At 62.8% G+C, this 20768-nt stretch carries 19 protein-coding genes; 6 read left to right on the top strand and 13 right to left on the bottom strand.

The window, feature by feature from the left end; translation table 11 throughout:
- Positions 1-91 precede the first annotated feature (91 nt).
- Entirely contained in the window at positions 92-1501 is a 1410-nt protein-coding gene (gene gndA / locus P3T40_RS07510) for an NADP-dependent phosphogluconate dehydrogenase (RefSeq protein WP_429267057.1), read from the top strand.
- 309 nt (positions 1502-1810) lie between these two features.
- A complete protein-coding gene (locus P3T40_RS07505; RefSeq protein WP_429267056.1) occupies positions 1811-2086 on the top strand; it encodes a DUF4148 domain-containing protein in 276 nt (91 codons plus the stop codon).
- A 224-nt stretch (positions 2087-2310) separates the two neighbouring features.
- Here the strand turns inward: P3T40_RS07505 and P3T40_RS07500 are convergent, their stop codons facing one another.
- Entirely contained in the window at positions 2311-3057 is a 747-nt protein-coding gene (locus P3T40_RS07500; RefSeq protein ID WP_429267055.1) for a DUF2968 domain-containing protein, read from the bottom strand.
- Positions 3058-3194: 137 nt separating this feature from the next.
- Positions 3195-3515, bottom strand: a complete 321-nt coding sequence (locus tag P3T40_RS07495; RefSeq protein WP_429267054.1) for a hypothetical protein — start codon at positions 3513-3515, stop codon at positions 3195-3197.
- Between the two features lie 309 nt (positions 3516-3824).
- Between P3T40_RS07495 and P3T40_RS07490 the strand changes: the two genes are divergently transcribed.
- The 3 genes from P3T40_RS07490 (at position 3825) to ltaE (ending at position 6248) form a co-directional block, all read left to right on the top strand.
- Entirely contained in the window at positions 3825-4136 is a 312-nt protein-coding gene (locus tag P3T40_RS07490) for a cupin domain-containing protein (RefSeq protein ID WP_429267053.1), read from the top strand.
- A gap of 208 nt (positions 4137-4344) precedes the next feature.
- Positions 4345-5082: a peptidoglycan DD-metalloendopeptidase family protein gene (locus tag P3T40_RS07485; protein ID WP_429267052.1), complete on the top strand. Its 738-nt coding sequence runs from the start codon at positions 4345-4347 to the stop codon at positions 5080-5082.
- A 158-nt stretch (positions 5083-5240) separates the two neighbouring features.
- A complete protein-coding gene (ltaE, locus tag P3T40_RS07480; protein ID WP_429267051.1) occupies positions 5241-6248 on the top strand; it encodes a low-specificity L-threonine aldolase in 1008 nt (335 codons plus the stop codon).
- A 96-nt stretch (positions 6249-6344) separates the two neighbouring features.
- Here the strand turns inward: ltaE and P3T40_RS07475 are convergent, their stop codons facing one another.
- Both P3T40_RS07475 and P3T40_RS07470 read right to left on the bottom strand, forming a co-directional pair.
- Positions 6345-7712 carry an MFS transporter gene (locus tag P3T40_RS07475; RefSeq protein WP_429267319.1) on the bottom strand — a complete coding sequence of 456 codons (1368 nt, stop codon included), beginning with the start codon at positions 7710-7712 and terminating at the stop codon, positions 6345-6347.
- A 500-nt stretch (positions 7713-8212) separates the two neighbouring features.
- Complete coding sequence (locus P3T40_RS07470; RefSeq protein ID WP_429267050.1) at positions 8213-8440, bottom strand: hypothetical protein; 228 nt, start codon at positions 8438-8440, stop codon at positions 8213-8215.
- Between the two features lie 333 nt (positions 8441-8773).
- On the opposite strand from P3T40_RS07470, the gene P3T40_RS07465 reads away from it, so the two are divergent.
- On the top strand, positions 8774-11227 hold the full coding sequence (locus tag P3T40_RS07465) for a glycogen/starch/alpha-glucan phosphorylase (RefSeq protein ID WP_429267049.1): 2454 nt from the start codon (positions 8774-8776) through the stop codon (positions 11225-11227).
- Between the two features lie 96 nt (positions 11228-11323).
- Here the strand turns inward: P3T40_RS07465 and P3T40_RS07460 are convergent, their stop codons facing one another.
- The 9 genes from P3T40_RS07460 to phnK form a co-directional block, all read right to left on the bottom strand.
- A complete protein-coding gene (locus tag P3T40_RS07460; RefSeq protein WP_429267048.1) occupies positions 11324-12403 on the bottom strand; it encodes a hypothetical protein in 1080 nt (359 codons plus the stop codon).
- A gap of 220 nt (positions 12404-12623) precedes the next feature.
- Positions 12624-12971 carry a hypothetical protein gene (locus tag P3T40_RS07455; protein ID WP_429267047.1) on the bottom strand — a complete coding sequence of 116 codons (348 nt, stop codon included), beginning with the start codon at positions 12969-12971 and terminating at the stop codon, positions 12624-12626.
- A gap of 161 nt (positions 12972-13132) precedes the next feature.
- Positions 13133-13534, bottom strand: coding sequence for a DUF6232 family protein (locus P3T40_RS07450; protein WP_429267046.1), 402 nt, complete (start codon positions 13532-13534; stop codon positions 13133-13135).
- 201 nt (positions 13535-13735) lie between these two features.
- Positions 13736-14884, bottom strand: coding sequence for a porin (locus tag P3T40_RS07445; protein ID WP_429267045.1), 1149 nt, complete (start codon positions 14882-14884; stop codon positions 13736-13738).
- Positions 14885-15349: 465 nt separating this feature from the next.
- Entirely contained in the window at positions 15350-16465 is a 1116-nt protein-coding gene (locus P3T40_RS07440; protein ID WP_429267044.1) for a succinylglutamate desuccinylase/aspartoacylase family protein, read from the bottom strand.
- 248 nt (positions 16466-16713) lie between these two features.
- Positions 16714-17496, bottom strand: coding sequence for an ABC transporter substrate-binding protein (locus P3T40_RS07435; RefSeq protein ID WP_429267043.1), 783 nt, complete (start codon positions 17494-17496; stop codon positions 16714-16716).
- A gap of 557 nt (positions 17497-18053) precedes the next feature.
- Entirely contained in the window at positions 18054-19187 is a 1134-nt protein-coding gene (locus P3T40_RS07430) for an alpha-D-ribose 1-methylphosphonate 5-triphosphate diphosphatase (protein WP_429267042.1), read from the bottom strand.
- A 27-nt stretch (positions 19188-19214) separates the two neighbouring features.
- A complete protein-coding gene (gene phnL / locus P3T40_RS07425; RefSeq protein WP_429267041.1) occupies positions 19215-19982 on the bottom strand; it encodes a phosphonate C-P lyase system protein PhnL in 768 nt (255 codons plus the stop codon).
- A gap of 8 nt (positions 19983-19990) precedes the next feature.
- Positions 19991-20761: a phosphonate C-P lyase system protein PhnK gene (gene phnK / locus P3T40_RS07420; RefSeq protein ID WP_429267318.1), complete on the bottom strand. Its 771-nt coding sequence runs from the start codon at positions 20759-20761 to the stop codon at positions 19991-19993.
- Positions 20762-20768 lie beyond the last annotated feature (7 nt).

Below are 20768 nucleotides of genomic sequence, written 5' to 3'. Positions count from 1 at the left end.
TTGGGCATTTCTTTTATGCTTTCATCCTCGACGTCCTGCCGACGGCAATTCCGGCACGGCGCCACGACAATCTGGAATCTGGAGAATTCAAATGGGCAAACAGGCAATCGGCGTAGTGGGGCTAGCGGTCATGGGCCGCAATCTGGCACTCAACATCGAGAGCCGTGGTCATGCGGTGTCCGTGTACAACCGCAGCCGCGAGAAAACCGATGAACTTATCGCAGAGTTTCCTGACCGTAAGCTGGTGCCGACTTTCACGCTTGAAGAATTCGTCGAGTCGCTGGAGAAGCCGCGCCGCATCCTGATGATGGTCAAGGCCGGCGAAGGCACCGACGCCACCATCGCCTCGCTCAAACCGCTGCTGGACAAGGGCGACATCCTGATTGACGGCGGCAACACGCATTTCACCGACACGATTCGCCGCAACCAGGAACTGGCCAAGGACGGTCTGCATTTCATCGGCACGGGCGTCTCGGGCGGCGAAGAAGGCGCGCTGAAAGGCCCGTCCATCATGCCGGGCGGCCAGCGCGACGCGTACGACCTGGTTGCCCCGATCCTCACGGAAATCGCCGCCAAGGCGCCGGACGGCGAGCCGTGCGTGGCCTACATGGGCCCGGACGGCGCGGGTCACTTCGTGAAAATGGTGCACAACGGCATCGAATACGGCGACATGCAACTGATCGCCGAAAGCTACTCGGTATTGAAGGAGGTCGTCGGCCTGTCGAACAAGAAATTGGGCGAGGTCTACACCGAATGGAACAAGGGCGAGCTCGACAGCTACCTGATCGAAATCACCTCGAAGATCTTCAGCAAGAAGGACGACGAGACGGGTAAGGATCTGGTCGACGTGATCCTCGACCGCGCGGCGCAAAAGGGCACGGGCAAGTGGACCAGCCAGAACGCACTAGACCTCGGTGCGCCGTTGCCGCTGATTACCGAAGCTGTGTTTGCGCGCGTGCTCTCGTCGCTGAAGACCGAGCGGGTGGCGGCGAGCAAGGTCATCAAGGGACCCGCCACCAAAGCGTTCGACGGCGATCGCGCCGCGTTTATCGAATCGGTGCGCCGCGCGCTCTACTTCAGTAAGGTGATCTCGTACGCGCAGGGCTTCGCGCAGTTGCGCGCCGCCTCGCAAGAGTACAAATGGGATCTCGACTTTGGCACGATTGCGAAGATCTTCCGCGCGGGCTGTATCATCCGCGCCCGCTTCCTGCAGAAGATTACGGACGCCTATACGAAGGACAAGCAGATCGCCAACCTGCTGCTCGATCCGTACTTCAACGACATCTCGTCTAACTATCAGTCCGCACTGCGCGACGTGGTGATCGCCGCGATTAAGGCAGGCGTGCCGGTGCCGGCGTTTGCCTCGGCGGTGTCGTACTTTGACGCCTATCGTTCGGAACGTCTGCCGGCCAACCTCGTGCAGGCGCAGCGTGACTTCTTTGGCGCGCACACCTTCGAGCGCATCGACAAGCCGGGCAGCTTCCACGCCAGCTGGTCCTGAGCGTAGCAGGACTTCGGTCCGCCAAGCCGCAGCCCGGCCCGCCCCGTCACGGGGTGGGCCGGGCTGTTTCTTTTGGTGCGGCTGAATCATGCGCCGGCAACGTGATTCGTCCGCTGGCAATGACGTTTTTGCTGCGTGAGGCTGTCCATGCGATGGCCGAATTTGTGCATGGTCGAAAGATCATTGCGTCGTTCGCAATAGAATTAATCTCAAACACGGGATTTCCCCAGTCAGTGCTTTGCCTAGACTGTACCTAATCGCTTCACGACGTGGGGCCGCGAGCGAACCAAAGACAGTTCGGAGGTAGTTATGAAAGCCCTTATTTCTGCAGTGGTTGTCGCTACGGTTCTTGCCGCTCCTGTCGCTGCTTTTGCTCAATCGAACCCGCCAGTGACGCGTGCTCAGGTGCGTGCCGAACTCGCGCAGCTCGAGAAAGCCGGTTACTCCCCCGGCAGCGACCGTAACGATTACCCGGTCCACATCCAGGCAGCGGAAGCGCGTGTGAGTGCGCAGGACGCCGCGGCGCAGGCCAACGCCAGCGGCTATGGCCCGGCGAGCGCTGGTTCGTCGCAAAACGGGCAGTGAGGCGAATCGGAGTCACTGACGTAAGTACTCTGCACTGGGCGGTACGTACCGGCGATTCTGTAGTGGCGCGGGGCTTGTCGCCCGGGGCCTAAATCTCCTCAGTGAACGGGAATGAAAAAGACGCCGACCAGGCTAGCTGGCCGGCGTCTTGCGTTTACCTCTTCGCGTGTACCGCACTGTCCCTATGAAGGCGTCCCTCTCGCAGCCTCACCCGAGTTTGCCCTTCAGCGGCCATGCAAATGTGGCACCCCTTCGTTGCTCGTCAGATTGAGTTGATGGATCTGCCGATGCGCCTTGTTCAACTGGGCTTGCGCCGCCACCCGCTGCGCCTCCAGTTGCGACACCTCCTTGCGCACCTGATGCTGCCGTCCCGTCACCGCCTGCTCCTGCGCAGCGTTACGCTGCAAGTCGCAACGCAAGCGTTCCGCCTGGGCTTCCGATTGCGCGATCATCCGCGCGAGTTGTTCGTTCTGTGCCGCCAGTTGGGCGCGGCGCGTTTCGCCTTCGGACAAGCGGGTGGCCTGTTCCTCGAAGTGGTGGAAGGCGGCCTCGGCGGCATCGAGGTCTGCGGCTTTCAAGGCTCGCCACAGCGCGCCTTCCTGGTATAACGCCACGTAATACGCCAGTTCGCGGGCATGGAACAACAGGCTCACCGAGTAGTCGAAACTTCGGAAGACCCGGAACGGCGTCAGTGCTTCTTCCTCTGCCAGCCATTCGACTTCCGCGGTGTCGGCTATCTGTATGGCCCGGCCGGTTGGCGGCGAGGGCACGACCGGCACGGGCCGCAAGGTGGTCACCGGCCGGGTATTCTCGACGGTCTCGGAGGAGGCGGCCGCCGGTGCAGCCGCGATGGCGGCGGGTGAGGCATTGAGCGCGTCGTGTGATGTTGTGGCGCTATCGTGGGCCATCTGGACGAGGTGGGAGGGGCCAGTGGTAAGCACTGCACTGCGTCGGTTCAGGAGACTTTTCACAGCAGTTCCTCAAAGTGACTCGCCCGAAACCGCGAGGCGGCGCCGACGGTGGAGCATGCCGGGCCGCAAGGCAGTGCGTGCGGTGAACGAAAGCGGAGGGGCGCAGCGGCAGAAGCCGCCAGCCCGCAGCATGCGACTCAGTGCAACGTGCGATGCCGGCGCGCGATACCGTCGAACAGCGCGCTGCTCGGCTCGAGTGCGAGCAGCCACGATTCGTCGTAGCCGCTCAGGTTGTCGAGCGCTTCGCGCAGTCGCTCGAGCGCGAGAGCGGGAAGCTCGACGCTAGCCTCGACACCGCTCGAAAGACGGGCAATGCTGGCTAGCTGGACCAGGGCGTCGGCCGCTTCGGCCACGTCTGCCGCGAAGACGAGGTGGGTATTGAGCAGCTCAACCAAACCCGGGGATGTCGCGACATCTTCAACGTTTAACTGCACGGCCAGAAATGTGGCTTTGTTCATCCCCGAGCTCCCTCACGGACAGGACATGGCGGCGAGCGGTTCGCCTGCTGTGCGTTGCGTCAGCAAGACCCAGTATAGGCGAGCCGGGGATGGATTCAATGGTCACACGAATCGCGGCCTCGCGCGCTGGGACTCTGCGGGGCCTGGCGAGCCGGCGGTGCACCCTATAATGGGGCCAGCAGATTTCGACGGCGAGGTTTCGCTGCCGCGGTGCACAAGCCGGTCCGGCGGGGGTTCTGAGGCCGCTCCTGTGCAGCGCACCATGACCTTGTTTAGCCTTGGCCGATCCGCTTGGCATAACCGTTCATCATGAAGATTTTCCGCAGCAAGGCATTTACAGCGCAGCGTCCTTGGGGCGCACTCGATATCGCCAACATGCGCGGCATCACCACGCGGCTGCATTGGACCGATCAGCCGTACAAGTGGCACGTCAACGACGGCGAGGAAGTCTTTGCCGTCCTCGATGGCCGGGTTGAGATGCGCTACCGCGAAGCGGGCGAGGAACGTTCAGTGCTACTGGAGACGGGCGATGTGTTCTATGCGTCGGTCGGCACCGAACATGTTGCGCATCCGCTGGGTGAAGCGCGCATTCTCGTGGTCGAGTCCGAGGGCAGCGTTTGAGTGCGCCGAGCGAGGTTGTTTCGGAGCGCGAAACAATAGCGCCAACTGCAGTGGCGGTGCGGATTTGCATGCCGTTGCTCGTGGTCGGGGACCGGCGGTGTAAGAGAGGCGTCGCCAGTGCAGCAGTGTCGAAGTGCGCTCGTCGTGCCGCAGCGGCCAGAGCGCAGACGTTTGAAGATTGATTCACTCACGTGCCGAGGATTATCAGATGACAAAAAAGTCGCAACGTGCAGCTTTGCAGGTTCTGATTGCTGTTTCGGTCGTGGCCGCACTCAGCGGTTGCATGACGACGCCATGGGGCGAGAGCTCCTCGTACAACGGCGCTTCCGGGAGCTATCAGACCAACAACGTGCCAACGGGGCAGGTGGCCGCCGGTTACTACCGCGTCAACCCCGGCGATACGCTGCCGAGTATCGCTGCCGCCTACGGCCAGCGTCCGCAAGATCTGGCGCGCTGGAACGGTCTGCAGCCCAACGCGAGCGTAACGGTCGGCCAGGTACTGCGGGTGGCGCCACCGCCGGCCGGCGTGGCGCCGCCTGAGCCGGGTGGTCCGGTTGCCGGCGCGGTCGCGCAGCAGGGCGTGCTGATGTGGCCGCTACGTGGGCCGGTGCTCAAGCCTTTCGTGCCGGGTAGCAGCAAGGGCATCGTGATCGGCGGCAGGATCGGCGATCCGGTCAAGGCCGCGGCTGCAGGGCGTGTCGTGTACGCGGGCACCGGTATCGAGGCGTATGGGCCGTTGATCATCATCAAGCACAGCGACACGCTGATTACGGCGTATGGCCAGAACAGCACATTGCTCGTCAAGGAAGGCGACGCCGTCACGCAGGGGCAGGTCATCGGCGCGGTGGGCGCGGATAGCCGGGGTGTCGGCTCTATCCAGTTCGAGGTGCGCCAGGACGGACATCCTGTCGATCCGCTGACGTGGTTGCCGAAGTCAGGCGGGTAAGTGTGACGAGAGCGGCTGCGAGAGGGGCGCCGTTTTTTCGCACAGTTTCCAGCGCCTGCGTAATTGAATACACTCGTTGATTCACGCGCCGCAACCCATGCCGGGGACGAGCGGAAATCGTCCCCGGCGCGAGGCGCTCTCTCACACAGGAATGTAAGATGATTGATTTGCGCAGCGATACCGTCACCCGTCCGAGTCAGGCCATGCTGGCGGCCATGACATCCGCCGAAGTAGGGGATGACGTCTGGGGCGACGACCCGACCGTGTTGCGTCTGCAAGCCACCATGGCCGAGCGCGCGGGCAAGGAAGCGGGCCTGTTCTTTCCGAGCGGCACGCAAAGCAACCTGGCCGCGCTGATGGCGCATTGCGCCCGTGGCGACGAATACATCGTCGGCCAGGCGGCGCACACCTACAAATACGAAGGCGGTGGTGCCGCGGTGCTGGGCAGCATCCAGCCGCAGCCGATCGAGAATGCCGCTGACGGCTCGTTGCCGCTCGACAAGATCGCCGCCGCCATCAAACCTATCGACGACCACTTCGCCCGCACGCGCTTGCTGGCGCTCGAGAATACGATCGGCGGCAAGGTGCTGCTGGCGGGCTATGTGGCCGAAGCGGTTCAACTCGCGCGTGAACACAAGCTGGCGACTCACCTGGACGGCGCGCGCGTCTACAACGCCGCGGTCGCCTCCGGTCAGCCGGTGGCGGCGCTGTGCGCACCGTTCGATTCGGTATCGATCTGCTTTTCGAAAGGGCTAGGGACGCCGGTGGGCTCGGTGCTGGTCGGTAGCAAGGATTTGCTGCAGAGTGCGCATCGGTGGCGCAAGGTGCTGGGCGGCGGCATGCGCCAGGCCGGCGTGCTGGCGGCGGCGTGCCTTTATGCGCTCGATCACAACGTTGAACGCCTCGCCGAGGACCACGCCAACGCCGCGCATCTGGCTGCGGGTCTCGCGCAGATCGATCAGGTCAAGGTGCTGTCGCACGCCACCAATATGGTGTTCACGCAGTTTCCGTCGCAACATTGCGCGCCGCTCGAAGCATGGCTGAAGGAGCGTGGCATCCTCACGCAGATGCTGTATGCGTCGCGTTTCGTCACGCATATGGATGTGTCGCGCGCGGACATTGACACCTTCCTCGCGGCGGTGAAGGGGTATTTCGCCGCGCATTGAGGCGTGGCGAGGGGCTGATGTTGAGGCCTTGGCGGGCTTATGCCAGCCAAGGCCAGCAAACGCCACCAACCGCACTTAGCCAGGCATCATTTCAATTCACTTCGCCGACGACGGCGCACTCACCGCCGCACGATGCGAAGGCGCGAACAATCTCAAGCCGCTCGCAATGCTCGCGGCGCCCGCGAACACCGCGCCGGCGCTCAGCGATAGCGTCGGTCCATGCCGGCCGGCAATTCCGAAGCTCAGCGCCACCAAGGCCGCGCCCGTCGTCTGACCTAGCAGCCGCGCGGTGGCGATGATGCCGCTCGCGCCGCCACTGCGCTCGGGTGGCGCGCTGGCCATCAACGCTTTCAGGTTCGGCGACTGGAAAAAGCCAAACCCCGCCCCGCAGACCGCCATCCGGATGCCGATGTCCCACACCTGCGGATGCGCCGGCAGCAGCGCGAGCGACGCCATGCCCGCGGACAGCACCGCCAGTCCGATGGCGCCCAGCAGGCCAGGTGGATAGACATCCGACAGGCGTCCGGCAATCGGCGCCGCCAGGGCGACCACCACTGGCCACGGCGTCATCAGAAAACCCGTCTCGACCTGGCTGCGATGCAGCACACCTTCGAAGTAGAACGGCAGCGAGACGAATGCGAGGCCTTGCGCGGCGAATGAGCAGACCGCGGTTACCGCCGACAGCGCGAAAACCGGCAGCTTGAACAGATCGACGGGGAGCATCGGCGCCGGGTGTCCGGCTTCGCGCCGCATCAGCAGCAGCCCGAACACGATCGCCACGGCCGCCGCGCTCAGGACGTACTGGGCTGGCTCACGCTGCGCCGCTTCGCCGAGCGCGAAGATCAACGCCGCAAACGTGATTACGTTAAGCAGTGCGGCAACCCGGTCGAAATTATGCGTGCCGCGCGTGGTGTGGGGCAGCGCGGGCAGGGCGAACGTCAGCGCGATGATGCCCAGCGGAACGTTGATCGCAAACAGCCACGGCCAGGTGGCGAGCGACAGGATCAGCGAAGCCACCGTCGGCCCGACTGCGAACGACACCCCTACCACTAGCGCGTTCATCCCTAAGCCGCGCCCAAGCCTATGCGGCGGGAACAGGTAGCGAATCAGCGCGGTATTGACGCTCATGATCGCGCTGGCGCCCAGCCCCTGCAGCACCCGCGCTGCGGCGAGTAGAGGCAGCGTGCCGGAGAGCGCGCAGGCGAGGGAGGCCACGGTAAACACCGCGATGCCCGCGATATAGATGCGCCGATGGCCGACGATATCGCCGAGCGCCGCGAGCGGCAGCAAGGTCGCGACCATCGCGAGCTGGTAGGCGTTGATGATCCAGACCGACGCGGCGGGCGCGGCGTGCAGGTCGGCGGCGATGGTCGGCAGGGCGGTGTTGGCGATTGCGGTGTCGAGTGAAGCGAGCGCGACGGCCAGCATGATCGCCGCCATCGCGCGGCGGTTGCTGGCGGACATCGGCCCATCGTCAGGCGGTGTGTAATCGGGAGAAACCGGGGTCTTCGCAGACAAGGGCGTGGCTCGTCGGGTGGCGCGCGTTCCTCGGCGAGGCGGCTGGGGAGCGCCTCGCGGGATCGATGCAATTGCGCGGATTAAAAGGATGAAGCGGATTCAACGACTGCATGCAGGGCTTGCGTGAGCGACCGCGATTGGCCCGACGCCCAGACACGCTGCGTTAAGCAGATTGTTACAGAGCCGCTGAAATCCTGCTGGCGGCCGGGCAGGGTCGTGGGGCGGCTTATCGTTGTTCCGAATATGTGTTGGGGCTTAAAACGCAACTAACAGCCAACTCCGCGTGGCGATGCCATAACGCAACTAACGGTCAAGCCCGGCGTACCCCCAAGAGCACCGGCGATCGTGGGCCGTGTGACGTTCTGAGGTCAAACCAGCCCGCACAGCGAGGCCGCGAGCATCACCCTCCACCGTGGCCTCGTCAATCCCCTCCGCCACCCAATCCGTCAACTCAACGAAGCCAACAAAATCGACAGCTTGCGAATATGCGCCTTGAACGCTTCCGTCGTCTCGCGTTCATGCCCGGCGCTCAAATGCGGCGCTTCGGCAAGTTCGACCTGTTGCTGGAATTCGTCGGCAATCTGGCGGCGCGTCTCCGGCGGTAGGGCGCGAATCAGCGAGACCAGCAGCAGTTCCTGGGCGTGGAACATTCCGAGCATGGATTGTGCGTTCATCTCGACCTCCGTCGGAGCAGGATGAAGAGGGCGGGCGCGGCGTATGCATGTACCGGGTACGCGGTCGCGGATGTGCCTTCTTCTTCCTCCATACTAGTGCAGGCAAGCGGGCCGATTGAGGCGTGCCTGCACCGTATCTGTGCTTGATGTGCCCTTGCGCGGTGTTTAGTCACCGCGCAAGGCACGCTGCGCGCAGCGCCGCGGGCCGAGCGTCCCGGTGACGGAAAGTCGGAAATGTCCTACTCTGCATGTTTACCCGCCTGACCGGCACGCGCCTCCCGTCCGTCAACTGAGCGGTTCGCGTGTACCGCGTCGCATTTACCGGAGGCTTCAATGACAGCCGTGGATCTGGAGTTTGACCAGCTCAACAGCACTGTCGATGCGCTACGGCGCTCTATTTCCAATCGCATGATGTACGGTGTCGGTAAGGACGCCGTCACGGCCCGTCCACATGACTGGCTGCACGCCGCGGCGCTCGCGGTACGCGACCGTTTGGTCGCCCGCTGGATGAAGACCACGCGCCTGCAATACGAGCAGGATGTGAAGCGCGTGTACTACCTGTCAATGGAATTTCTGATCGGCCGCACGTTCACCAACGCGTTGCTGGCGCTCGGCATCTATGAGCCGATGCGCGAAGCGCTGGCGGGCCTTGGCGTCGACATGGAAGTCCTGACCGATATGGAGCCCGATGCCGCGCTCGGCAACGGCGGCCTGGGGCGCCTCGCCGCCTGCTTTCTCGATTCGATGGCCACACTCGGCATTCCGGGGTTCGGCTACGGTATCCGCTATGAATATGGCATGTTCCGCCAGCAGATCGTCAACGGCGAGCAAGTCGAAGCGCCGGATTACTGGCTGCGCGCCGGCAACCCATGGGAGTTTCCGCGCTCCGAGATTCAATATCTGGTCCATTTCGGCGGCCGCACGGTGCAGCGGGGCGAGCACGTCGAATGGATCGACACCGAGCATGTCAACGCGATGGCCTACGACACGGTCATCCCCGGCTATGCGACCAGCGCGACCAATACGCTGCGTTTGTGGTCTGCGCGGGCGAGCGAAGAACTCGATCTATCCGCGTTCAATCGCGGGGATTACCGCAGCGCCGTCGACGCGAAGACGATGTCGGAGAACGTCTCGCGCCTGCTGTACCCGGACGATTCCACGCCGGCGGGCCGCGAACTGCGGCTGCGTCAGGAGTATTTCTTCGTTTCGGCGACCATGCAGGATTTGATCCGCCGCTATCAGCGCACGCATAGCACCTTCGGCCGCTTCGCTGAGAAGGTCGCGGTGCACCTGAACGATACGCATCCGGTGCTGGCTATTCCTGAACTGATGCGCCTACTCGTGGACGTGCATCACGTGCCGTGGGACAAGGCGTGGCATCAGATCCAGCAGATGTTCTCGTACACCAACCACACGCTGATGCCGGAAGCGCTCGAAACGTGGGATGTCGAGACGCTCGCGCGCCTGCTGCCGCGTCATCTCGAGATCATCTTCGAGATCAACGCGCAGTTCCTCAAGCACGTGAGCGAACAGTCCGGCCACGACGCTGAAATGATCCGGCGCATCTCGCTCGTCGACGAATACGGCCAGCGGCGCGTGCGGATGGCCTACCTGGCGATCGTCGCGAGCCAGAAGGTCAACGGTGTATCAAAGCTGCATTCGCAACTGATGACGCGCGATATCTTCGCGGACTTCGCGCGCATCTACCCCGAGCGCTTCACCAATGTGACCAACGGCATCACGCCGCGCCGCTGGCTGGCGCAGGCGAGTCCGTCGTTGTCGTCGCTGATCGACCAGCAGATCGGCACACATTGGCGCCGCGATCTGTTCGAGCTCGAGAAACTGCGCGATCTGCGCAATGACAGCGGATTTGTCGACGCGTTTCGCGAAGCCAAGCGGCAGAACAAGCTGCGCCTCGCACATCATCTCGCCCACCATACGAAGGTCTCCTTCGATCCGAATGCGTTGTTCGATCTGCAAGTGAAGCGCATCCACGAATACAAGCGGCAGCTGCTGAACGTGCTGCACGTGATCGTGCGCTACAACCAGATCCGGGCGAATCCGGAACGCGACTGGGTGCCGCGCGTCGTGATGTTTGCGGGCAAGGCGGCCTCGGCTTACCGGATGGCGAAGACCATCATCAAGCTGATTGGCGACGTCAGCGAAAAGGTCAATCACGACCCGCTGGTCGGCGATCGCTTGAAGGTGGTGTTCGTGCCAAATTACGGCGTGAGCGTCGCCGAGCTGATCATCCCGGCCGCCGATCTGTCGGAGCAGATCTCGATGGCGGGCACCGAAGCGTCCGGTACCGGCAACATGAAGCTGGCGCTCAACGGCGCGCTGACGATCGGTACGATGGACGGCGCGAACATCGAGATCTGCGATGCGGTCGGGCGGGAGAATATCTTCATCTTCGGCCATACCGCCGACGAGGTGGACGGCTTGCGTGCGGCCGGTTACCGTCCGCGGCAGGTCTACGAAGAAAACCCCGAACTGCGCATGGCGCTCGACCAGATTCGCACGGGCTTCTTCTCACCCGACGATCCGCTGCGTTTCGCGGACATCTTCCATACGCTGGTCGACTGGGGCGATCACTACATGGTGCTGGCGGATTTTGCGGCCTTTGCCGAGGCGCAAAAGGAGGTGGATGAGCGCTTCCGCGACCAGCGCGCGTGGGCCGAAAGCGCAATCGAGAATGTGGCCGGCATGGGGCAATTCTCGTCCGATCGCACGATTGGCGAATACGCACGCAATATCTGGCACGTGAAGCCGCTCGATATGTCGTGAGGTTGGTTAAACAGTAAACGCCGGTAAACGCCGCCGGGCCGCATGGAGGAGCATGCGGCCCGGCGGCGTTTTACGTATGCGGGTAGGAGCGTGTCGTTACGGCGCGAGCGTTTCAGAGCTCTTCGCGGCGTGCAGTCCAAGCTGGCCGCGCGGGAAATCGAGCAGCACGTCGAGGTTCTGCATTGCCATCAGACCGATCACGATGCGGTTCGCGCCTGGATTCGCCTTGGCAATCGTCACCTGAGCGCTTTCATAGCGGTGCACCCACGAGCCGACGCCGAGCGCGATATCGTAGTTGCCTTGCGTGAGCACGTCGTTCACATCGCCGTCGCCGGTCCAGTTCGGCGCCTTGTCGGTTTCGATGCGAATCATTTCGGTGCTGCCGGTGGCGAACACCACCGGTGCGCAGAAGCGCATCTTGTCGCCCACCTGCACGCAGCCCACTGGCCATTGCATTGCGCCGTTTTGCGACGCCGTCATTGGCACCAGCGTGAACTCATGCGTGAGGCCCGTGGACGGACTCAGAATCACAAACGGCTTGCCGAAATTGGCGTGGACCAGATAGCGCTGGCCGATATTGCCCGGCAGCGCTCGCAGCGGCTGCGTGCAGCAGTCGTCGTTTGATTGCGCAGCGCCTGCCCCGACGATGCCGGAGAACGCAAAGCCGAACTCGCCGGTATAGCCGTCCATAGCGAGACATTTTCTCTGGTTGCGCTGGCAGCGAACGTCGTTGACGGTTTGCACGGTGACGTCCACCGGCTTGGTACCGATTACGCTAAACGGCAGCTTGGCCGACGGCCCTGAAACCACGGCGCCATTCGCAAAAGTCAGGGAGGTCGCCGGGCCGGTGACGGGATAGTTCACCCCGGGGAGCACCGACGACAGCACGCGCACGCCTTGGGTGCCGGTGTCGAATGCCATATACACGGCCGTCCCATCGAGTTGGACCGGCAAGCCGAGTCGCGCGTGGCCTTCATCGGCACGCTCGACATGCAGCGGAATCAGCACACCGTCATTGCCGCCATTGATCAACGTGGCGGCCGGGGCGGGAGGAGTGGGCACGGGAAAGGTGACGCCGCAGCCGCTTAATGAAGCCGCGCCGACGAGCGTAGCGGTAGTGAGGGCCGTCAGACGGCCACGCAGGGAACGCAGGGAATTTCGGGACAGCAGATACATGGGGCCACACTTTGCAAAAGTGCGTGTCCCTGACGGAGGCGGTGCATCGTGAACTGTAAAGCGTGCCGCAGTGGCGACAGTCGCGAGGGCCGTTTGCCTTGTGAGCAGTGGAGTGGAGGCGCTTGCGAGGCCTGCGGAAGGGAACGCGGGATAACAGGACCGCTGACTCTACCTGCCTCGCTATACCGAATTGCAAAAATGTGTAAAGGCTTGATTTCGATCAAAGATCGCAGGGGAGATCGAGTGGGCGGCGGATCACGCTTTCCACTGCGCGGCCGAGGATGGCCCGGTCGAGTGCGCCGGCCAGCGCGCCGATTACTTCATCGAGGGTGCGGGAGATGACTTCGACGCGGAAGGTGATGCGCTCGTTGCGCTTGTCGATGGTCACCACATAAAGCCGTAGATTCTTGCCTAGCGCTGCATGCAATGCCTGCCTGCCGATGGCCGAGGAGGTGCCGGGCACCGTGACGTCGAGTGTCACGAGGGGTACACGGACGGGTGTGGAGGGCGCAAGTGAGCGCAAACCTCGGGGGACGACGGTGGCAGGCGTGGCGGTGGACTGTAACATCGTGGTGCGCCGCTACGGAGTTGGGCGGCGTGTTGTGGAGACGAGTCCACTGTATCCGTGTGAGTCTCAAGCGAGTGCAAAAGCTCACGGCTTTCAGGTTAATTTTGTGTTAACGCCGAAGCGGCGAGCGGCGCGATTTTTTGCCCGCAAGTGGCGCGAAATCAGGCTTTCGGCACCGGCGCCGCGGCCGGAGCGGCTGCGAGGGCCTCGCGGACCGTTTGCGCCACCCGTTCGACAAACTCGAGATCGATGCTCGACAGCGCTTCGCGCTCACCGGTGCTGGTTTCGACGATCAGGCGGTGCGTGACGTCCTGGGTAAGCCACGTGAGCCAGCCTACGACCACCAGCATGACGCCGCACACGATGCCTGCGGAGGAGCGGAACACGCCGCCGACGATGGCGCCGATCAGCCCGATCACCGAGATGCCAATGGGCAGAACCTTGTTCTTCTGCACGGTGACGACGCGCACGTTCAGGATGTCGCGGAGCGGGAAAACCTGTCCGGCGGCGGAAAGTGCATTGCGCGTGACCGAGACGCCACGGTCGTTGAAAGGGGTTTCCATCGGGTCGAATGCAAGCGGTAGCAAAGGGCGCAGGGTACCAGAAGCGGCGCTTGCGCAGGAAGGGGCGGGGTGACGCAGAGGGCTTTTCAAATGAAGAAACGCCCGAACGAAGTGCCCATGACAGGCGCCCCGCTCAGGCGTTTTTCAGTTCACACGGCACGTCCCGGGCAGCGTGCTGCCGCCGGGAGACGCAGATTCCGCTTAGAACTTGACGCGGATGCCGGCGCGAACGGCCAGCTGCGTGTCTGCGCCAGCCACCGGCAGGTAGCTGCTCGTGCTCACGCCGATCTGCGATTGCAGTGCAGCGCCGCTCGCGGTCTTGCCCTTGGCTGCCTGATACACGCCGAGCAGGTACACGTCGGTGCGCTTGCTCAGTGCGTAGTCGACGCTGGCGTCAACCTGGTTCCAGTGACCGTTGGTCTGGTCCTTCGCCTGCATGTACGTGTAGCCCAGCGCGCCTGACAGTGCTGGCGTGATGGAGTACTTGGCGCCTGCTTCATACGCGTTGAACGTCGTCATGTGGCCGGTCAGCTGCTCGATGTCCGTGTGCGTCCACAGAGCCCACAACGTAGCCGGTCCGATCGAGTACTTGGCGCCGACGCCAGCCGTAGCCAGGTCCTTCGCCACGCTCGTACCCGTGAGGGCCGATGCATTGGCCAGCGACGTCGAGAACGCCGGCGATGCCGAACCCGGGAAGCGGATGTCCGTGTACGCTGCGCCGATACCGAACGGGCCGTTCACATAGTTCAGGCCGAAGCTGTACGCCGACGACGAGCCGCTCGTGCCCGGTGCGCCCGCAAACGCGCCAGCCTGGTTCGAGAAGCCGTACATCGCGCCGAACGTGAGACCGTAGAAGTTCGCGCTGTTGAACTTGATCGAGTTGTTGATACGGCTCGACGTGAGCTGGTCCACATCGTTGATGTGGTAGCCGTAGTTACCCGCGACGGTCTGGCCGCCGTTGGCATACGTGCCGCCCAGATAGTCGGTCGAGAACGAGTATTGACGGCCGAGCGTCAGCGAGCCGATACCGTCCTTGGTCAGGCCGACGTAGGCCTGGCGGCCGAACAGGTCGCCACCTTGACCCAGCGTGCCTGTGCCCGAGTTAAAGCCGTTTTCCAACGTGAAAATGGCCTTCAGACCGCCACCGAGGTCTTCCGAACCGCGCAGGCCCCAACGGCTGCCTTGAGCGACGCCGTCGCCGTATTGGACGAGGTCTTGCGCCTTGGCATTGGCGTGGTTCACATACGTGATACCTGCGTCAACCAGGCCGTACAGCGTGACGCTGCTTTGTGCATGAGCGGTGCCGGCGAATGTCGCGAGGATAGCGGTGGCAAAAACTGTCTTTTTCAAGTGATTCTCCGATTTAAAAGAGGCGATCGCGAGCCTGGCTCTTTGGGCAGGTCGCGCGATGGCCGCCAATTTAAGGGAGCGACAGGTAAGGAATGTGACAGCTAGATTATTTGCGGAATCTGTCGTACGAATGCGACATTCGAATGATTGACATGACGAAAGTCGTGCGCGCGGCTAACGCCTGTGCTGGCGTGCGGACGAGGATTGTTGCGGATAATAAGGTATATAAAACCGTGGTACCCAGTTTTATTATTGAAAAGAGGCGGGATCGCAGCGTGAGGCCCTCATCATTCAAAATCAATAACCAATGGCGGCGCGATGAAAATGAATAGCCAACAAAAATGAATAACCCATGTCCGTGAGATGCGATGGGCAATGACAAGTACAACTAATTTATTCTGCGCCATATGACGACGGACAGCCAAACCGGCAGCGGCATCTCTGCCGCCACCGTCATCGCATCAATCAGTTGGACAACAACGATCCCGAGCGGAATGCCTTCGCGCCGGCGATGCGGGCGAATTCAAGCCCAACGGTCGCAAAGCGCGTCAGATGCCGCGCATACAGCACGCCGGCGACGGTGCTCTTGAGTGTCACGACTTGACCGGTCAGCGGGTCGACGATATCGGCGATCTCGTGACCGGCGTCGACCCAGGTGCCGACTTCCGTGCGATACACCAGCACGCCGCTAATCGGCGCAACGATCGGCTCAGCGCCGGCGAGCGGCGTCGCGGCGAATTCGAGCGCGGGCATCGGCGCCGCAGTGCCGTCGATCACGCCACGTTGCGTCAGATACTCGATGATGCCCTGCGCGTCGTGCTCGGCAAATTCGTACGAGACGTTGCGCTGGCCGCGCAGTTCGATCGTCACCGAGACCGAGCCGTTCGGGATCGGGAAACGATCGCCATAACGGCCGCGCAGATCCGACCAGCAGAAACTATGGATTTCGTCGAACGGGTTGCCGACCGAATTCAGCGCCAGCAGCGAAGCCTTGGCTTCCAGATAGCGCGCGAGCGGCTCGACTTCCGGCCACAGGTCCGGATTCGTGTAGAGGTGCATGGCCGCTTCCCAGTCGCAGTGCAGGTCGAGCACGACATCGGCGTCATACGAGAGTTTTTGCAGCGCGAGGCGTTGCGATTCCAGTTCCGTTTCCGGTTTGATCGCATCGAGCGCTTCGCGCATTGCGGTGCGGATCGCTTTGCGGTTCTGGTCGATGTTGTCGGTCAGGCGCGCTTCGATCACCGGTTGCACGAGGGCGGACAGATCGTGGAAGTTGCGGTTGAAATTCTGCGCGGTATTGGTCTCGAAGCGGCCCGTGTGGTGGCCGAGAAAATGCTGGTTCAGACCGATCGGGTTCGCCACCGGCACGATGACGACCTCACCCTTGATCTTGCCCGCGGCTTCGAGCGCAGCCAGCTTGTTGCGCAGCGCCCAGGACACCAGCATGCCGGGCAGCTCGTCGGCGTGCAGCGAAGACTGGATGTAGATTTTTTGCCCGCCGCCGGGACCGTAGTGAAAACTCGTCAGGTTGCGTGCGGTGCCGAGCGTCGGGGAAATCAGCGGATGGGTTTGGGTTTGCATGATGTCTGAAGCGCGGCGGCCTCGCGAGGAGTCGCGCTATGTCGTTGATTTCAGTTTGGAAAATCGATCTTTTGGGAGGCTTGCTGCACCGCGAGTGCGGCTCGCGCGGCGTAGCGTAATCGCTCGATCTTAGCCGATATGCGGGCGGGATGTGAATTGATGCGCAGCATCAAACGAAACGGGCTCCGCATTTTGCGGAGCCCGTCTGCACAACTCGAAGTGGCGCGGCAAGCCGCGCCAGCTTCGCTTTAGCTGCCGTACACGTCGAAGTCGAAGTACTTCTTCTCGAGCTTCTTGTACGTGCCGTCCTTGATCATGTCGGCGATTGCCTTGTCGACCTTGGTCTTCAGATCGGTGTCTTCCTTGCGCATGCCGATGCCTGCGCCATTGCCGAGGACCTTCTCGTCGACGATGTCCTTGCCGGCAAACTCGTAGCCAGCACCGCGCGGGGTCTTCAGGAAGCCGATGTCAGCTTCCACGGCATCTTGCAGCGATGCATCCAGACGACCCGACAGCAGGTCAGTGTAGACCTGGTCCTGGTTCTGGTACGACACAACCTTGGCGCCCTTCGGCTCCCAGTAGGTCTTCGCGTACGTTTCCTGGATCGTGCCCTGTTCGACGCCCACCGACTTGCCTGCCAGCGATTCCGGCGTCGGCTGGAGACCCGAACCCTTCTTGGTGACGAGGCGCGTCGGCGTGTTGAACAGCTTTGCCGAGAAGGCAATCTGTTCCGCACGTTGCGGCGTCATCGACATCGACGACAGCACGCCGTCGAACTTCTTGGCCTTCAGTGCCGGGATCATGCCGTCGAAGTCGTTTTCGACCCAGACGCACTTCGCGTTCAGACGCTTGCAGATTTCATTGCCGAGGTCGATATCGAAACCGACGAGCTTGCCGTCCGAACCCTTCGATTCGAACGGGGGGTAGCTGGCGTCAACGCCGAAACGGATGGTGGTCCAGTCTTTCGCGTGTGCGCCAATCGAGACGGTGGCAAGCAGAGCAACCGTCAAAGCCGCTAGCAGTTTTTTCACTGTTTTACTCCTCGGTGGTAGTTCGTATTACTCACGCACGCGGTTGTGCCGCTGCGAGATAGTGTCCGGCGCGACTCACAACCGGGCAGGGTTGAACGGCTGCGGACCCGGGCGGCCAGCAGCGCGGGCAAAGCTTATCAGTTCAAAAAGTTTACGTACTCAGTAAAACACCGGATGGCGCCTTGACAAGGCACTCGGAGTTTGCATGCGGCGCGCGGTTGGATTCGCCTTGTGTGCGCTTGTTCTGATGGGCTGACCGTGCTGCCTGCCGGCTTGATGGGGCTAGTGGCATCGTCATGCGTCATGCATGAAGGGCTCCCGTTGCCCACGCTAATCGCCAGGATTTCGCAATTAAATCAACGGCATTCGATCCGTGAGTGGGTTGATGCACAGGGGCGGCCGATTTCCGCGCAGGTTGCCTAAGAGGGCGCGTTCGCCCCGGCCAATGCGGTGACGAAACCGCGCACGGCCTTGGCGAACGTAAAGATGCGGAGAGGTAAAAGACGCAAATAAGTGACGCAAATGCGCAACTTTGCCGTTCGGGCCCCGCACCGCGCTTAAACGATCCGCGCACCCTCGCGATACGTGGCGCGCGGCACCGGCAGCGTATCGAGCATCGTCACCCGCACGAAGTCGGCCCGCAGACCCGGCGCAATCGCGCCGCGATCATGCAGCCCAGCTGTGCGCGCGGGTTCGGCAGATACGGTCGCCATGGCGCGCGGCAGCGTCCAGCCCGCCTTCTCCACCAGTTCGAACACGGCGGTGAGCAGGCTCGACGGCACGTAATCCGACGACAGAATGTCGAGCAGATCCGCCTTGGCCAGTTCGAGCGCGGAGACATTGCCCGAGTGCGAACCGCCGCGCACGATATTCGGTGCGCCCATGATCGTGGAGATGCGATGCTCGCGGGCCGCTTCGGCGGCGATGCGGGTGGTCGGAAACTCTGCCAGCACAATGCCCTCGGCGGCGGCCTGTTCGACGTGCTCGACGAGCGTGTCGTCGTGGCTCGCCACCGGCAAGCCGAGCGCCTTGCAGCGTGCAATGATCTCGCGGCGGTGGACGTCGGCATAACGTTCCTGCTCAACGGTCAGTTCGGCCAGTGCCGTGCTCACGTGCTCGTCGCTCAGCTTGCCGTTGCGTTCCTGGAAGCGGCGCCATTGTTCACGGTCGTGCCATTGGCGCTGACCCGGCGTGTGATCCATCACCGAGGCAAGCCGAAGCAGCGGGTGCTCGCATAGGGAGTCGAACACTTCCACGACATCGGCGGTGGCGATCTCGCAGCGCAGATGCAGAAAATGCTCGGCGCGCAGCAAGCGCCGTTCAGAGAAACGGGTGAGGGCCATCGCGCATTGCGTCTGCACATCGCGGTCGCGCAGGCCGGCGTTCGCGCGCGAGCCGATGGCAAGCGCGTCGAACACGGTAGTGATGCCGGCCGCTGCAACCTGCGCGTCGTGGATCACGAAAGCGGCATCCGTATTCCACAGCACGCCGGGGCGCGGCGCCAGATGCTTCTCGAGATTGTCCGTATGCAGTTCGATCAGACCCGGCAGCAGGTAATCGCCGTCCCAGTCTTCGGCTTCGCGTGCGGAGGTCGTGCCGCGCTCGACGTCGTGGATCTTGCCGTCTTCGATGCGCACCACGCCGGTAAATACTTCGTCTCGCGTCACGATGCGAGCGTTCCTGATCAACATCGAAATTGCTCCGTAGTCGGTTTTACTTCAGTGTAGCGCTGCTTGACGACGCAGCGGCGGCTGGAGTTCAAGGCGGCGTGTGGCCACTTTCGTGCGCGTATCTTCATCGTGGAAGATACCGACAATCGCCGCACCGCGCTCGCGTGCTTCGATGATCAGATCGGCGACCACGTCGCGGTTCTCGGCGTCGAGCGAAGCGGTGGGTTCGTCGAGCAGAAGAAGCGGATGCCCGGCGATCAGGCCGCGCGCAATGTTTACGCGTTGTTGTTCACCGCCTGAAAACGTTGCAGGCGCAAGCGACCACAGCCGCTCGGGCACATTCAGGCGTGCCAACAGTGCGGCGGCGCGCTCGCGCGCTTCGTCTTCGGCCACACCGCGCGAGACCAGCGGTTCCGCGACCAGTGTGAGCGTAGTCACACGCGGAATCACGCGCAGGAACTGACTCACGTAGCCCACCACATTGCGCCGCAGGCGCAGCACATCATGCGGTTCGGCGCCGGTAATGGCGACGTGCTGCGCATCGTGTGCATCCGAGCGGATCGCAATGGAACCCGAACTCGCCAGATAGTTGCCGTACAGGCAGCGCAACAGCGTGCTTTTGCCCGCGCCTGACGGCCCGACCAGCACGACGCATTCGCCCTGTTCGACTTCGAGTGAGACGCCCGCGAGCGCATCGATTTGCACGCCGCCCTGGGCATGCAGCGTGAAGGTCTTGCCGATGTTGACGGCGCGCAGCATGAGCGCTGCGTTGTCGATGAAAGCGCGTTCGGACGCGTGTGTTTCGATGGATGACATCGTGGACCTCAAACCGGCAGGACGGAAGAAACCAGCGTTTGCGTATAGGGGTGTTGCGGATCGTCGAGCACCTGATCGGTCAATCCCGCTTCGACAACCTCGCCGCCTTGCATGACCATCAAGCGATGCGCGAGCAAACGTGCCACGCCAATATCGTGCGTCACGATCAGCACCGACAGATGCAGCGTGCTGGTGAGCGTGCGCAAAAGATCGAGCAGCCGCGCCTGGACGGACACGTCGAGACCGGCAGTCGGCTCGTCCATGAACACGAGTCGCGGTCCGGTGACGAGATTGCGGGCAATCTGCAAACGCTGCTGCATACCGCCGGAAAACGCGGCCGGAAATTCATCGATACGCGTGGCATCCAGTTCGACGCGCTCCATCCATTGCGTCGCGGTATGGCGAATCTGGCCGTAGTGGCGCGCGCCGACTGCCATCAGCGGCTCGCCGATATTGGCGCCGGCGGAGACGCCACTGCGCAGGCCGTCGCGCGGATTCTGCTGGACGAAGCCCCATTCGGTGCGCATCAGCAAGCGGCGGCGCGGCTCGGACAATGCCCGCAGATCGAGCATATCGCCGTGCGTGGCGTGGTAGTGCAGCGTGCCGCTATCGGCTTCGGTACGCAGCGCGAGCGTGTTCAGCAACGTCGTCTTGCCCGAACCTGATTCGCCGACGATGCACAGCACTTCGCCCGGATACAGATCGAAGCTCACGTTTCTGCAGCCGTTACGGCCGCCGAATTGCTTCGTGATGGCGCGGGCGCTCAGAAGCGGGGTCATGCGCGCT

Origin of the sequence: Paraburkholderia sp. EB58 (genome assembly GCF_050436665.1) — a bacterium.
Lineage (GTDB): Bacteria > Pseudomonadota > Gammaproteobacteria > Burkholderiales > Burkholderiaceae > Paraburkholderia.
The sequence above is the reverse complement of the archived record's forward strand: the minus strand, read 5'-3'. Positions and strand labels throughout refer to the sequence as shown.

Excerpts from the sequence above, each read along its gene's own strand:
- gndA (WP_429267057.1), top strand. The coding sequence starts at position 92 with ATGGGCAAACAGGCAATCGGCGTAGTGGGGCTAGCGGTCATGGGCCGC.
- P3T40_RS07505 (WP_429267056.1), top strand. The coding sequence starts at position 1,811 with ATGAAAGCCCTTATTTCTGCAGTGGTTGTCGCTACGGTTCTTGCCGCT.
- P3T40_RS07495 (WP_429267054.1), bottom strand. The coding sequence starts at position 3,515 with ATGAACAAAGCCACATTTCTGGCCGTGCAGTTAAACGTTGAAGATGTC.
- P3T40_RS07490 (WP_429267053.1), top strand. The coding sequence starts at position 3,825 with ATGAAGATTTTCCGCAGCAAGGCATTTACAGCGCAGCGTCCTTGGGGC.
- P3T40_RS07485 (WP_429267052.1), top strand. The coding sequence starts at position 4,345 with ATGACAAAAAAGTCGCAACGTGCAGCTTTGCAGGTTCTGATTGCTGTT.
- ltaE (WP_429267051.1), top strand. The coding sequence starts at position 5,241 with ATGATTGATTTGCGCAGCGATACCGTCACCCGTCCGAGTCAGGCCATG.
- P3T40_RS07475 (WP_429267319.1), bottom strand. The coding sequence starts at position 7,712 with ATGTCCGCCAGCAACCGCCGCGCGATGGCGGCGATCATGCTGGCCGTC.
- P3T40_RS07470 (WP_429267050.1), bottom strand. The coding sequence starts at position 8,440 with ATGAACGCACAATCCATGCTCGGAATGTTCCACGCCCAGGAACTGCTG.
- P3T40_RS07465 (WP_429267049.1), top strand. The coding sequence starts at position 8,774 with ATGACAGCCGTGGATCTGGAGTTTGACCAGCTCAACAGCACTGTCGAT.
- P3T40_RS07460 (WP_429267048.1), bottom strand. The coding sequence starts at position 12,403 with ATGTATCTGCTGTCCCGAAATTCCCTGCGTTCCCTGCGTGGCCGTCTG.
- P3T40_RS07455 (WP_429267047.1), bottom strand. The coding sequence starts at position 12,971 with ATGTTACAGTCCACCGCCACGCCTGCCACCGTCGTCCCCCGAGGTTTG.
- P3T40_RS07450 (WP_429267046.1), bottom strand. The coding sequence starts at position 13,534 with ATGGAAACCCCTTTCAACGACCGTGGCGTCTCGGTCACGCGCAATGCA.
- P3T40_RS07440 (WP_429267044.1), bottom strand. The coding sequence starts at position 16,465 with ATGCAAACCCAAACCCATCCGCTGATTTCCCCGACGCTCGGCACCGCA.
- P3T40_RS07430 (WP_429267042.1), bottom strand. The coding sequence starts at position 19,187 with ATGTTGATCAGGAACGCTCGCATCGTGACGCGAGACGAAGTATTTACC.
- phnL (WP_429267041.1), bottom strand. The coding sequence starts at position 19,982 with ATGTCATCCATCGAAACACACGCGTCCGAACGCGCTTTCATCGACAAC.
- phnK (WP_429267318.1), bottom strand. The coding sequence starts at position 20,761 with ATGACCCCGCTTCTGAGCGCCCGCGCCATCACGAAGCAATTCGGCGGC.